Annotated in this window: 12 protein-coding genes and 1 pseudogene; 11 read left to right on the top strand and 2 right to left on the bottom strand. The window is 60.8% G+C overall.

Annotated elements, in window-relative coordinates:
• Positions 1-478: 478 nt before the first annotated feature.
• Positions 479-1,258: a helix-turn-helix transcriptional regulator gene (locus NXT3_RS15420; protein ID WP_104839633.1), complete on the top strand. Its 780-nt coding sequence runs from the start codon at positions 479-481 to the stop codon at positions 1,256-1,258.
• A 976-nt stretch (positions 1,259-2,234) separates the two neighbouring features.
• Positions 2,235-2,495 (top strand): annotated as a pseudogene (locus tag NXT3_RS15415) (carbonic anhydrase); the annotation flags it as partial.
• A 275-nt stretch (positions 2,496-2,770) separates the two neighbouring features.
• On the opposite strand, the gene NXT3_RS15410 reads toward NXT3_RS15415, so the two are convergent.
• Positions 2,771-3,571, bottom strand: a complete 801-nt coding sequence (locus tag NXT3_RS15410) for an alpha/beta hydrolase (protein ID WP_104840013.1) — start codon at positions 3,569-3,571, stop codon at positions 2,771-2,773.
• A gap of 59 nt (positions 3,572-3,630) precedes the next feature.
• Complete coding sequence (locus tag NXT3_RS15405; RefSeq protein WP_104839632.1) at positions 3,631-3,837, bottom strand: hypothetical protein; 207 nt, start codon at positions 3,835-3,837, stop codon at positions 3,631-3,633.
• Between the two features lie 261 nt (positions 3,838-4,098).
• Between NXT3_RS15405 and NXT3_RS15400 the strand changes: the two genes are divergently transcribed.
• The 9 genes from NXT3_RS15400 to NXT3_RS15360 all read left to right on the top strand — a co-directional run bounded on the left by NXT3_RS15400 (position 4,099) and on the right by NXT3_RS15360 (position 13,936).
• A complete protein-coding gene (locus tag NXT3_RS15400) occupies positions 4,099-4,815 on the top strand; it encodes a Crp/Fnr family transcriptional regulator (protein ID WP_037426622.1) in 717 nt (238 codons plus the stop codon).
• Positions 4,816-5,066: 251 nt separating this feature from the next.
• On the top strand, positions 5,067-5,366 hold the full coding sequence (locus NXT3_RS15395; protein WP_097527096.1) for a DUF982 domain-containing protein: 300 nt from the start codon (positions 5,067-5,069) through the stop codon (positions 5,364-5,366).
• A 366-nt stretch (positions 5,367-5,732) separates the two neighbouring features.
• Positions 5,733-6,761 (top strand): substrate-binding domain-containing protein, encoded by a 1,029-nt coding sequence (locus NXT3_RS15390; protein WP_104839631.1) that lies wholly within the window; start codon positions 5,733-5,735, stop codon positions 6,759-6,761.
• Positions 6,762-6,821: 60 nt separating this feature from the next.
• Positions 6,822-8,348, top strand: a complete 1,527-nt coding sequence (locus tag NXT3_RS15385; RefSeq protein ID WP_104839630.1) for a sugar ABC transporter ATP-binding protein — start codon at positions 6,822-6,824, stop codon at positions 8,346-8,348.
• Between the two features lie 22 nt (positions 8,349-8,370).
• A complete protein-coding gene (locus NXT3_RS15380) occupies positions 8,371-9,360 on the top strand; it encodes an ABC transporter permease (protein WP_097527099.1) in 990 nt (329 codons plus the stop codon).
• A 1-nt stretch (position 9,361) separates the two neighbouring features.
• Entirely contained in the window at positions 9,362-10,369 is a 1,008-nt protein-coding gene (locus NXT3_RS15375) for a sugar-binding transcriptional regulator (RefSeq protein ID WP_097527100.1), read from the top strand.
• Positions 10,366-11,361, top strand: coding sequence for an aldo/keto reductase (locus NXT3_RS15370; protein WP_104839629.1), 996 nt, complete (start codon positions 10,366-10,368; stop codon positions 11,359-11,361). The genes NXT3_RS15375 and NXT3_RS15370 overlap by 4 nt, the downstream gene beginning before the upstream one ends.
• A gap of 11 nt (positions 11,362-11,372) precedes the next feature.
• Positions 11,373-13,121 carry a glycerol-3-phosphate dehydrogenase/oxidase gene (locus tag NXT3_RS15365; RefSeq protein WP_104839628.1) on the top strand — a complete coding sequence of 583 codons (1,749 nt, stop codon included), beginning with the start codon at positions 11,373-11,375 and terminating at the stop codon, positions 13,119-13,121.
• Entirely contained in the window at positions 13,094-13,936 is an 843-nt protein-coding gene (locus tag NXT3_RS15360; RefSeq protein WP_104839627.1) for a class I fructose-bisphosphate aldolase, read from the top strand. Before NXT3_RS15365 ends, NXT3_RS15360 begins: the two co-directional genes overlap by 28 nt.
• Positions 13,937-13,962 lie beyond the last annotated feature (26 nt).

The following is a 13,962-nucleotide window of genomic DNA, read 5'->3' as shown; positions in this document are numbered from 1 at the left end:
TGGGGCGCGACGTCTCTCCTTGTGAAAAAACTGCTTTGCTCCGGGCGCGTCACAACAGGCGGCAAAAGGCAATCGTTCCGCAGCCCGGGAATTCCCGCGCATCCGGCCACTCTTCTCGGGTGCGACGGCAGACGCGGCGCGCGGCTGCCCGATTGAACCTTCGGGGATTTCTGAACCGCAATTACCGTGAGGCGAGCGTTGACGCAGCATTCTGACCGAATGAGCGCGCTCATTAGGCACCATACTCTGGTTGACGGCGATCTGAGCTAGTCCATCGTGAGTAGAAATGAACGGTGCGATAACTATCGGAACTTAGCGATAATGACAATGGCGCTCGTTAATAGTATCGATAAAACACATTAGACCAAGTATTGATTGTTAAAGAGCGTGCCAGTTCAATAATTAAATTTCTTTTTCATGAAGTCTAATAGTATCGACACGTAATCAGCAAGATCTTGAGAGTGCTAAGGAGGGCAAAATGGAACGCAAGAGCTCGACCCTGAGCAATGCTGAAGAGCGCAATAAGGCGTTGCCGAAGAAAAACAAGGTCGTCATTCTCGCCAAGGCCGATCTGTTGTCCGAGTGTCTGACGCAGGCGATCAGCATGCGTTTTCAAGGTCAAGACGTCGTAAGCCTTCCCGATACCGAGGGTCTTTTGACCAGCAATCTTATCGGCGTAAGCCTGATCATGCTCTATCGTCTGCCGGCGGCAGTATTTCCATCAATCATGAGGACGATTCACGAGCTCCATCCAAATGCTGCGATCGGCCTGATGGTGCAGAATGCGGACGAACTCGACTCGTCGATTGCGGAACTTGTCGACGAAGGGTTGCTTCAAGGCGTCCTGCCCCTGAATCTCAATCTCGACGTATGCCTCAGCGCCATCGATCTCTTGATGAAGGGCGGCGAGCATTTTCCCGCTGCATTGCTTCGGTGTCTGGTGCCGAGAGCGCTCGCAGGGGGCGGCGTTGTCGCGCAAAAACAGGCGATTTCGGAAAATATCAATATGGAACGCGAGGCCGACATTGCCCCAAGCCTCCTGAGCGCGCGAGAGATCCAGGTTCTCGATCTCGTATGCAAGGGCACACGGAACAAGATCATCGCAGATCGTCTCGGGCTTGCCGAAAACACCGTCAAGGTGCATGTCCGCAACATCTACCAGAAGATGAAAGTGCGCAATCGGACGGAGGCGGCGTCGCGCTACTTGGAAGCGACGCTGGTTTCGCCTCGCTCCGCACCAGTCGCGCGGACGCCCTGACCCAAGTGTCGGCTTGAATGTCGTGGCTCCGCGACTACAGCGCTGCGCGTCTTATCAGTCGATCGTGAACAACAGGCGGACTTAAAAGCGGCGAATTCCCTCGGCCCTGCAGCAGCACAGGAAGTGCCTGAGCGCGAACCAGTTGATGGGGCGAGAAAGTTTTAGCCGGCGACAGCCTGCCGGTTCCAATGAAGCCGCCCCAAACGCCATCTCAAACTTGGTCTATTGCCTCAGAATGTTGAGTATGTCCGCCTCCTCTTTGCCTGAAGTTCAGCAGTGCCATCTCGCATACGAGGTTCGATCCTATTCATGCGTCTTTCCCCCATTACTCTGCGTTAATGCCGTTTGCAGAGGAATCGAATAACCGGCTAAGCGATCGCCTTCGTGGAGGTCGTCTGAAATCGGTTGCAGCCGCTATAGGTCACGGGGATGCGCTTGCGCTGGATTGCGGCTTTTCTCGTTGAATAGGTCCGCGGCACCGTTTGACGTGCGGTGATCCTCACGAACCGGCGCTAGGTAGGTGGGGAACCGAGGTCGCATGTCTCGTCGAGTGTGCGGCCTCGGGCGTCGCAAGCTCGTAGGCATTGGCCTGCTGCCGGTTCTACGGCCGACTTGAAGGCGCAAGACAGTCACGCAGGTTACCTGCGGCGAAGGTCGGCTCGGACGCCAATCCGGTCCTTCCAGGTGTCGCCGTCAGCGGCACAGGTGGGTCGAGTGGAGCCGCTCTTCACGAGCCCGGTGCACGGGTTGTTCGCGTTCTGGGCCAAGAAGATCGCATAATGTGTCGTCCGGAACGCCCCCAGTCGGGGGGGCGCATGAACGCCCTACGCATTGTTGGTTGTGATTTGGCAGCGGCTGGTTGCGCTGCACCCTTTTTGCTGTTCTTTTTCGCGCCTGCGAACATATCGCTTCTGCAACCCGCCGGACGAGAGACATTCCTCCCAGTTCTACGTTCGGCCAGAAAGAGGATCCGAACATGGGTGATCTCCTGAAAGGTATCTCCAGTTTTCGCGGCGCGGTGTTTCCCAACCAATCGGCGCTTTACCCCAAGCTGACGAGGGAAGGCCAGCAACCACAGGCTTTGATGATATCCTGCGCCGATAGCCGGGTGATGCCCGAGACGATCACGCAAGCCGGGCCCGGAGATCTCTTCGTCTGCCGCAATGCCCGCAACATCGTTCCGCCGTTCTCGACCCTCAACGGTGGGGTCTCCTCGGCAATCGAATATGCCATTCTGACAGAGAGCCAGTGACAGCGGCTGACGCAGGGTAGCAACGCCAGCTAAAGGCCGCTTCGGGGCCGACAGGGGACGTTCTCTCGGACTGTCGCCGGCGACGGCTTCGGGTCGATCTGTCCGGTTCAGTTTCGTCGCAGTAGGGTGAGAACGGATTATATGTCGGCATTTGCGCCGGAAGCGGAAAGTCGCCGCGATTTATATGTTCTTGCTTCGAAAATCGCAAAATGTATCAACCGAAACTCTGAAAGCGGCCGTCCGCTCCCTCAGATATGGTACTAGAGCTCGTTGAAGCCCTCCAAGAACCGGATAATGTCGTCGACCATCGGGGCGTCCCAGAGGTCATTATGGCCGGAGCCGTCGTAGATCAGCATTTGCTTGGGCTTGGGTGCGATTTTATACAGCGCCTCGCCCGAGGAAAGCGGAATGACAGCGTCACGCCGCCCGTGGATGAACAGCTTCGGCTGCCTGACCTCTGCTATTCTCAGGTCGGAGCGGAACGGATCCTTGATAAGGAGTGCAACCGGGAAGTAGGGGTAAATCGTCTGAGCGAGCGATAGCACCGACAGGTAGCCAGAAACGAGAATGACGGCGATAGCCGGTCTGCGCCGCGCAGTATCGATGGCGACGCCGCTTCCCAGAGACTGGCCGAGCACAATGATCCGGCCTTCAGATCCTGCAGCAAGCCAGTCGAATGCGGCAACTCCGTCGGTGAGTAGGCCTACCTCGCTCGGTGTCCCGGTCGACCCGGGATAGCCGCGATAGGAAATTGCCAGCAGGCCGATGCCTCGTGAGGCCAGCGCTTGGGCGAGAAAGCTATAGTTGTCGATCCGGTCAGCGTTGCCAAGAAAGAATAGCACGGCCGGCTTGCGGGGTTTGCCCCGGCTGTAGAGTCCGAAAAGCCTCTCTCCATCCGGCGTCATGATATAGACAGTCTCGCCCCAGCTTGCGTGCCCAGGCGCCTGTTGCGCACCGGGATAGAGGAGGGCTCTCTGGGAGATGTACGTCACGCCGAGGAGGGACACATAGCCGATAGTCGTCACAGCCAACAACATCAGCAGAAGTTTTGCGATGCTCACGACGTCATCCATCGACGCCTAAGGGCCTCAACGCCAGACTGTTCGGCATGCAGGGCCCCTCAACACCGCTTCGCTGCGGCGGCTAAACCCGTGGTGTCGCGAATCCCGGACTGATAGGCTTCGATCAGCTTCGCGGCAAGGACGTGAGCTTCTTCCGACTTCAGCGGCAGAGCCCGTACTTGCAGTTCCTCTCGGAAAATTTTCTCGATCATCTTGAGCTCGTCAGGCCCGATTGGGTCGCAGCTCCAAACTCGCTCGGATTTCATCAGCTTTTCCTCTGTGCCGGGCAACGCCGGTCGGTGTCGGCGCAAAGTCTACGCCCCTTCACCAATATGGCGAGTCATTAGAGCGCCTGGCGGATCAAGGGTCCGGAACCGTACGAACGAGGAGACGAGTCTGATGGGCGACGGTGGCTCTGCAGATTGGCGACGGGCAGCCTCCATGCTAATGTGCGGTCCGTTTCGGTCGGAGCTGAGCGGGGCGGCGAGGCGCCGCGGTGCCTGGCTCCGCAGCCTAGGGGAACGGCTATGGCAGTTCCTTCCCAAGCCTCAATCAACAATCAGTTGTTGACCCTGCTCCCCGAGCCCGACTATCGCCAGATCGCGCCCGATCTCGACCCCGTCAATGTGGCGAGAGGGTCGTTGCTGGCAACGGCCGGCGATCCCATCGAGCATGTCTACTATCTCACATCCGGCATCGGTTCGCTGGTCGCCTCCACGCCGGAAGGCAACAGAGCAGAGGCGGGCATCTTCGGGCGTGAAGGTTACATTCCAACCTCTGCGGCGATGGGTGTTGAGCTAAGCGTCCACGACGTCATCATGCAGATCGAAGGAGATGCTTACCGGATGGAGTTCACCGCATTCCGGAAGTGGATGGATCGTAACCGGAACTTCGCAAAGGTCATGATCCGGTGCATCGAGGCCTTCTCGATTCAGCTTACCTACACTGCCATTTCGAACGCCGTGCACGGGGTGGACGAGAGATTGGCGAGGTGGCTGCTGATGTGTCATGACCGTGTCTCAGGCGACGAAATTCCTCTGACACACGAGTTCATCTCGCTGATGCTCGCCGTTCGTCGTCCAAGCGTCACCACCGCGCTGCATATTTTGGAAGGAAACGGCTTCATTCGCTCGGTCAGGGGGAACATCATCATCCGGAACAGACAGGCCCTCGAGGAGTTCGCCCGGGACGCCTATGGTAAGCCGGAAGCGGAATATCAGCGGCTTATGACAGGGCTTTTCTGAGTTCGGAACGAAGTTCCAAGTCGCGCCAATAGACGCGCTCATCTTCGGAGCTAAAAAAGCCCCTCGGAGCATTTGCCGAGGGGCAGGTCATCAATGCGCAAGCCATTAGTGTGCGGTATGTAAAGTAGGGCACGAATCGAGATTGCTCCATCCTCGCTCGTCCAGCGTACGGAATCGGACTAACGGCTCGCGCGGTGGAACGACACGTGCGCCTCCTGGTTGGATAGCAGGTTCATAGATGGGAGGTCTCAATGAAGGAGATCCCCTGGCGAATAGCCCTTTCGGTAAGACTGCAAAACGGCATAGAGCGACGGTTCTGTGGCCCGTATGACGCCCTCGACTTCCTCGAGAACGAGTGGCCAAACCATGGAAGACGTTACTACCAAGCAGTCAGGGATTGCCGTGCGGCGTTGTCGAGGCTTCAGACAGCCGAGGTGGCAAGGCTATCATTTATCGATGCCTGTATAGAGGCATCGATGCCATTTGCGGAGACCCGTGGCAGTCACACTCCGGCTCTGCTCAAGAGCACCTCTGCGCGGCGACGGTACTGAAACTAGCGTAAATTCCTGACCTCATCCGCATCCAAAGACGGTCCTGACGACCTCACTTCAACAACTCTCGTTCGCGGCGGTGGCTTTTGGGGAAGGGCGGCATCTCACCTAGACGGACAAGCTCACCTAGGGACCGAGATGATAGAGCCGGCGATTCCATCGCTTGCGCCTCGATCGATGACGCCTGTCATGTCACCGGCCGTCGGTGAATTATAATTCATGTAGTGAATTATATTGACAGGCAAAGCGCTTTGCGTTTAGCTGTCCATACCGGACTTCGAGGAGGAAATCCGGTCTTCACTGAGATCGGCGTCGGGTTGGCGCCCTCGGGATTTTTGGGAGGGGCTTCGGCCTCGAGGAGGACACTTGCGCACTTTTTTCAGCACGACCGCAATGGCGGTCCTTGCGGCAACGCTTTTTGCCGATTCCGCGGCCGCCGAGACAGAGAACCCGTTCCGCTGCAAGCCCGGCGAAAAATACGTCATGAACGTCATGGTCTCTGGCGTCGAATACTGGTTCCCGGTCTATGAAATGTTCAAGCAGGCGGGCCAGCAGTTCGGCTGCGAGACGGAATATACGGGCACGCCGGAATATGACGTCAACAAACAGATCGCCACATTCGATCAGGCACTGGCACAGAACCCGGCCGGCATTCTCGTCCATCCAATGAACTCCGACCCATTCATCGAGCCGATCAACCGGGCGATCGACCAGGGGACGGCAGTCGTAACCTTCGCGGCCGACTCGCCGCTTTCCAAGCGCGTGTCGTTCATCACCTCGGACAACACCCGCGAAGGCATCTATGCCGCCGACGCGATCGCCGAGAAGATGGGCGGCAAGGGTGAATATGCGGTTCTCGAGAACCCGGGCCAGGACAATCACGACAAACGCATCGCGGCCTTCATCGGCCGCATGGAGGAGAAGTGGCCGGACATGAAGCTGGTCGGCCGCGCTGCCTCCAACCAGGATCCGACCAAGGCCTATCAGGGCCTCAATAGTATCATCCAGGCCAATCCGAACCTCGGCGCCGTCTTCATGCCGGAAGCGAATTCGGCGATCGGCGCCGCGCAGGCCAACAAGGAAGGCGGTGGAAAGGTCCTCGTCATGTGCGCGGACGTCAACGCAAATATCCTCGACATGATCAAGGCCGGCGAGGTCTTCGGTTCGATCAACCCGAACCAGGGAATGCAGGGCTATATGGGCTTCATGTTGCTTTGGCTTGCCAAGCATCCGGAACTGATCGATCCGATGAACGACGCGAAGCGCTCCGGCTTCAACCCGATGAGCATCCCCGTCGTCGACAACGGCCTCTCCATCGTGACGGCCGAAAATGCCGACGACTTCTATTGGGACAAGTACCTGAAGCGTCGCGGTACGAAGGGCATCGAGGAGTAACCCCGGATTCAAGCCATCCGCGCCTCATGGCGCGGATGGTTCGGGGAGGGGAGGAACACGATGGCGGAGCCTGTGCTGACCATTCATCATGTCACCAAGCACTTCGGTGCGGTGAAGGCGCTGACGGACGTCGACTTCATGCTCGAACGCGGTGAGATCCATGCGCTGTGCGGCGAGAACGGCGCCGGCAAGTCGACGCTGATGAACATCATCGCCGGCGTACTGCAGCCAACCGAGGGTGAGATCCGAATGGACGGGAAGATCGTACGGATCCCCTCGCCAGCCGTCGCCCAATCACTCGGCATTGGGCTCGTGCATCAGGAAATCGCGCTCTGCCCGGATGTGACCGTTGCGGAAAACATGTTCATGGCGGCGACCAACCGCCGCCGTGCCCCCTTCATGAATTACCGCGCGCTCGAACGCGCGGCGCAGACGGTAATGAACCGGTTGGGCGCAATCGACGTCGGCCGCAAGGTCGCCGATCTGCCGATTTCCAGTCAGCAGCTCGTCGAGATCGCGAAGGCTCTGACGCTCGACTGCCGGGTGCTGATCCTGGACGAGCCGACCGCGGCGCTGACCGAAAGCGAGGCACAGCAGCTCTTTGCGATTATCCGCGACCTCAAGGCGAACGGCATATCGATCATCTATATCAGTCATCGCATGGCCGAGATATTCAGCCTCTGCGACCGGGTCACCGTGTTCCGCGACGGTCGTTACGTCTGCACCGACCGCATTGCCGACATCACGCCGGATGACGTGGTACGCCATATGGTGGGGCGCGAGATCACGCAGCTTTACCCGGAGAAGCTTAGGCCCGGTGAGGCGTCCGGCGAGCCGATCTTCGAGGTGGACACCATCGGTGACGGCGAGCGTTTTCATGGCGTCAGCTTCGCGCTGCGCAAGGGCGAGATTCTTGGCATCGGCGGCCTGATCGGATCCGGCCGCACGGAAATCGCCGAGGCGATCTGCGGGCTTGGAGCGCGCACGGCGGGCACAGTATGCCTGCGCGGCAAGACGCAGAAGTTCAATTCCTATTCCGATGCCGTGAAGGCCGGGATCGTCTATCTGTCGGAGGACCGCAAGGGCTCCGGCGTGTTTCTGGAGATGTCGATCGCGAAGAACATGTCGGTGCTGGACCTGAAGTCGATGACGAATTCAGTCGGTCTCATGAACGCACGTGCGGAGGCTGCGCTTGCCGAGGGTCTCGCCCGGCGGCTTGCGGTGCGGATGGGCGGAATCGAGGCACCTGCAAAATCGCTCTCCGGCGGCAACCAGCAGAAAGTTGCGATCGCCAAGCAACTCGCGGTGAAGCCGAAGGTCATTCTGATGGACGAGCCGACACGCGGCATCGATGTGGGCGCGAAGGCCGAGATTCACCGGCTGTTGCGCGAGCTTGCCCGCTCGGGCATCGGCATCATCGTCATCTCTTCGGAAATGCCGGAGCTGCTCGGCCTCTCAGACCGCGTGCTCGTGATCCGGGAGGGGCGCATCGCTGGTGAACTCGGCGCCGACGAGATGACGGAAGAGGCCGTGATCCGCCTTGCCTCAGGGGTGGGGACGGCAAAGGCGGCAAACCATGCCGGGTGACGAGAACGTGGGAGGGACGGGAATGGCAATCGACACGATGGTGGCAGGCGCGACGAAGACATCCTCCTGGAAACGCATCGGCAGGATGCGCGAGGCGGGGCTGATCGCGATCATCCTCACGCTCTGCGTGGTCATGAGCTTCGCCTCGCCGCACTTCCTGACACTCGGCAACTTCCGCGCCATGCTGATGAGTTTTTCGGTTGAAGGCATCGTCGTCGTGGGCATGACGATCTTGCTCATCGTCGGTGGCATCGACCTCGCGGTCGGCTCCGTCGTCTGCTTTGCAATGGTGCTCTCGGGCACGCTCTTCCTCGCCGGTCTCGACCCTTGGATGGCCTCGCTCGTGGGCATCGTTGTGAGTAGCGCTATCGGCGGTATCATGGGCTTCTTCGTGACGGTCGTGGGCCTCAACCACTTTATCACATCGCTCGCCGCCATGGTGATCGTGCGCGGGCTTTGCCTCATCATCACAAAGGGCACGCCGCTTTCGCTCTTCACGCTGCCGGCGGGCTTCAAGGCGGTTGGGCAGGGCACGTTTTACGGCGTTCCCTATGTCATTCTGATCTTCGTCGCCGTCGTCATTCTGTTCGATTTCCTGCTGCGCCGGGCGACCGCCTTTCGCAAGGTCTTCTACACCGGCAGCAACGAGAAGGCGGCGCTCTATTCCGGTATCAAGACCAGTCAGGTTAAGTTCTGGGTGACAGTGCTCTGTTCAACTCTCGCCGGTGTTGCAGGCGTCATCTACATGTCCCGCTTCGGCGCCGCGACCCCCACCTTCGGCGTCGGCATGGAACTCAACATCATCGCCGCGGCGGTGATCGGCGGCGCCTCACTCAACGGCGGCTCCGGCACGATCCTCGGCGCCATCCTCGGCATAGCGCTTCTTTCTGTCGTCACCAGCTCTCTGATCCTGCTCGATGTTTCGGTCTATTGGCAGGACATGATCAAGGGGTGCATTCTGCTCGCTGCCGTTTCCATCGACCATTTCCTGCACAAGCGGAAGGCCGCCTGACATGCCAATTGCCAATCCGAAACCCAAGACGACAGCACCGCGCGAGGAGATCGTCATCGCCCGCCAGATGCACCAGGCGCTGGTCCTGCACTATATGGAAGGTCTGACGCAGGCACAGATCGCCGAGCAGCTCGGCATCTCGCAGGCCACCGTCAACCGCCTTATCAAGCGCGGCCGCCAGCTCGGTCTCGTTGAGATCAAGATCAAATCACCGGTCGAGGCGCTGGTCGACATGGAGGAGCGACTGCTCGCGCTCGGCGGCATCAGCCGCGCAGTCGTGGTGCCCACCGTCTCCGACAACCCGCAGACCGCGCTCCAGGCGGTCGGCGAGGCGGCGGCACGGCTGTTGCTCGAGCAGATCGGCGACGGCGACACGATCTGCATCACTGGCGGCAAGGGCGTCAGCGCCGTCGTCGCCGGCCTGCAGCCGCTGCGCCGCTTCGATGTCGAGGTCATTCCGGCAACGGGCTGCGTACAGGGGAAACACTATACTGACGTCAACCATGTCTCGACCCTGATGGCCGACCGGCTCGGAGGGCGCTCCTACCAGATCCACGCACCCCTCTTTGCCGACGATGCCGAGCAGCGGGCGATGCTGATCAACATGCGTTCCGTCGCCGACGTCTTCAAACGGGCGCGCGAGGCGAAGGTGGCGGTGGTCGGCATAGGCTCAATCCTGACGGACGACTCGAGCTACTACGATCTGCACCCGTCCTCCAGCACCGATCGGGCGGCGATCGAACGCTCCGGCGCGACCTGCGAACTGCTCGCGCACCTGCTCGACGATCGGGGCCGGGTTTGCGACTACAGCCTCAACCGTTCGCTGGTGTCGCTGACGCTTGAGGAATTTGCCTCGATCCCGACCAAGATCGGGGTCGCGAGCGGACCCAACAAGGCGGGCCCGATTCTCAGCGTCATGCGGGGCAACCATCTCGACACACTCGTAACCGACGAGGCCACCGGCGCGCGTATTCTTGAAATTGCGTACGAGCAAGGATTTTCCGCATGAGTGGCGAGCAGTTAACCCGCGAGATCGGACGTTCCGGCGTCAAGGCATCGGCCGTCGGACTCGGCACCTGGGCGATCGGCGGCTGGATGTGGGGCGGAACGGATGAGGCGGAAGCGATTGCCGCCATTCACGCTTCGCTCGACGCCGGCGTCACTCTCATCGATACGGCGCCGGCCTATGGCCTCGGCCGGTCGGAAGAGATCGTCGGCAAGGCAATTGAGGGCCGGCGCGACAAGGCGGTGGTCGCTACGAAATGCGGCCTTGTCTGGCATACGCAGGAAGGCAACCACTTCTTCGACCAGGATAGCAAGCCGGTCCATCGTTACCTCGGTCGGAACTCGATCATCCATGAGGTTGAGCAAAGCCTGCGCCGGCTCGGCACGGATCATATCGACCTCTATATCACCCACTGGCAGGACGCGACGACGCCGGTCGAGGAGACGGTTGCGGCTCTGGAAGAGCTGAAGCGAGCCGGCAAGATCCGCGCGATCGGCGCCAGCAACGTCAGCCGGTCGGAGCTGGAGCAATACATCAGCACCGGATCGCTCGACGCGATCCAGGAGCGGTTCAGCATGATCGATCGCCGGATCGAGGCGGACCTGCTGCCGCTCACGGTTGCCAACCGCGTGTCGATGCTCAGCTATTCCTCGCTCGCGCTCGGCCTGCTCTCTGGCACCATAGGACCGGACCGGGCGTTTTCAGGCGACGACCAGCGCAGGGACAATCCAGGCTTTTCCGTGGCCAACCGGCAGAAGGCGAAGGATTTCGCCGAGACGATCTGGCCCGTCGCGGAGCGGCACGGCGCCAGCATAGCGCAGACGGTAATCGCCTGGACACTGAGACAGCCGGGGGTGACCTTTGCCCTATGCGGCGCGCGAAATCCAGCGCAGGCGCTCGACAATGCGCGGGCCGGCACGCTGCGGCTTTCTGATGAAGACCTGGCAGCCATCGAAGCGGCCGTTTCGGCGAAGCTGGCCAACATGGACGGATAGCGGACTGTCATATGAACCGAAAAGAGACTTTGGACGGGCTTCGCCAAAGCCCGAAGGTGGACGTGTGCGTCCTTGGCGGCGGTATCAACGGGATCAGCGTTTTCCGCGAGCTGGCGCTGCAGGGCGCGAGCGTGCTGCTGGTCGAGAAGGGGGACTATTGCTCCGGAGCAAGCGCTGCGCTGTCGCGCATGGTCCACGGCGGTCTGCGCTATCTAGAGAATGGTGAGTTCAGCCTGGTGCGGGAGTCGCTCGTTGAGCGCGACCGGCTGCTGCGTAACGCCCCCCACTATGTCGCTCCGCTGCCGACTACGGTGCCGATCTTCGATGTCTTCTCCGGTCTTGCCAACGGCATCGTGCGCTTTCTCGGTCTCACCCGCCGCCCCAGCCGTCGAGGTACCGTCGCCGTTAAGGCCGGTCTCGGCATATACGATTTCTTGACGCGCAAGCGTGCGCTGATGCCGCGCCACCAGTTCCGCGGCCGCAAGGCGACGCTGGAAAAATGGCCGGCGCTCAATTCGGCAGTTCTAAGCTCCGCGACCTATTACGATGCCTGGGTCAGTCATCCCGAGCGAATCGGCGTCGAGCTGTTGCGCGACGCTCTGTCCGCCGGGGCGAATGCTTGTGCCCTGAACTACGCGACGATGGAGCAGGCCGATGCCGGGGAATTCCTGCTGCATGACAGCCTTTCCGGCGAAAGACTCGCGATACGGCCGCGGCTGGTCATCAACGCCACCGGCGGCTGGATCGACATGGCAAACGCTACACTGTTTCCTGCAGGCGACCGACCCGCGCCGCTTATGGGTGGCACGAAAGGCTCGCATCTGATCATCGACAATCCTGCGCTCCACGACATGCTCGACGGGCACATGATCTACTACGAGAACGAGGACGGACGCATTTGCATTCTGTTTCCCTATCTCGGGAAGGTGCTGGTCGGCTCGACGGATATCCGCGTCGACGATCCCGATGCTGCGCGGTGCGAAGCCGATGAGCGGGACTATATCCTGCAATCGCTTGCCTTCGTGCTGCCGGGCGTGCGCATCCGACCGGAAGAAATTGTCTTTCAGTTTGCCGGCGTACGCCCGCTGCCGGCGAGCAACGACAGCTTCACCGGCCGCATTCCACGCGACCATTTCTGCACCCTGCTCGAAGCGCGCGACGGCGGGCCGCCGGTGCTCTGCATGATCGGCGGCAAGTGGACGACTTTCCGATCCTTCGGCGAACTGGCCGCCGACATGGCGCTGGAACGGCTCGGCCATAGCCGCTGCGTCGACACGGCAGATCGCACTTTCGGCGGCGGACGCGCATTTCCAGAAAACCGTAACGGCTGGATCCGGGACCTGTCGGACTCGACAGGCCTTCCCCCCGATCGCGCCGCAACGCTTTTCGAGCGCTACGGCACAGACGCGGAAGACGTCGCCCGCTTCGCCGCGGCGGGGCCGGACCACCGCTTGCCCCATGCCGGCTACAGCGCCCGGGAGCTCCTGCATCTCATCCGCACGGAGGCGGTCGAGCATCTGGACGATCTGCTCTTCCGACGCACGACACTCGCCATCACCGGTGAGCTTTCCCTCGACATGGCCGAGGCCGCGCTCGACCTGCTTGCAGCCGAAAAGGGCTGGCCGGCGCCGCGCAAGGCCGAGGAGCACAGCCGTTTTCTCACCCTCATGCGCGAGCGCCACGGCGTCGCGGAGGCAACCCTTTCCGCAAGGAACGAACAAAGGAGTGAATTATGCGACACAACCGCAAGGTCCGGGTGAACCGACTGTTCGGCGACGGCCGTTGCCTGGACGTGGCGATCGATCACGGCGTGTGCAACGAGCCGTCCTTTCTCGATGGCCTGGAGAATATGCCAGCCGTCGTAAAGGCGCTGGTCGATGCCAGACCTGACGCGATCCAGATGAACCACGGCCAGGCCGACCTGTTGCAGGACCTTCCCGGCAAGGACAAGCCGGCTCTCGTCATGCGCATCGACATGGGCAATCCCTATAACCGCATCCGCCATCGCGACATGTGGGCGGTGTTGCAGAACGAGACCGAACCGCTGATCGGCGCATTGCAGATGGATGCCGCCTGCGTGGTGGTCAATCTCTTCATGCTGCCGGATGAGCCCGATCTGTTCCGCCAATGCGTCCAGAACATTTCGCGCGTGCGGGCAGACTGCGAAGAGTACGGCATGCCGCTGATGATTGAACCACTCGTCATGCAGCCGGTAACCGAACGCGGCGGCTACATGGTCGACGGCGACGCCGACAAGATCGTCACGCTGACGCGGCTTGCCCGCGAGATGGGCGCGGACATCATCAAGGCTGACCCGACGACGAATCCGGAGGATTTCCATCGTGTAGTCGAAGCGGCGCGCTGCCCGGTGCTCGTGCGCGGCGGCGGCAAGGAAGACCTTCGCGCCGTCTTCGACAAGTCTGCCGCCTTGATGCGGCAGGGTGCTATGGGCATGGTCTATGGGCGCAACATCTACCAGCACGCCAAACCGAGCGCCGTGGTGCGCGGGCTGATGGCAATCGTTCATGAGGACGCGAGCGGTGAGGAGGCCTTCGCACTCTATCAGCAAGGGTGAGGCGCGGCACAGACCTAGGGAGGGGC

Origin of the sequence: Sinorhizobium fredii (genome assembly GCF_002944405.1) — a bacterium.
GTDB classification, from domain to species: Bacteria; Pseudomonadota; Alphaproteobacteria; order Rhizobiales; family Rhizobiaceae; genus Sinorhizobium; species Sinorhizobium fredii_C.
This window is presented reverse-complemented; position numbering and strand designations above follow the sequence as displayed.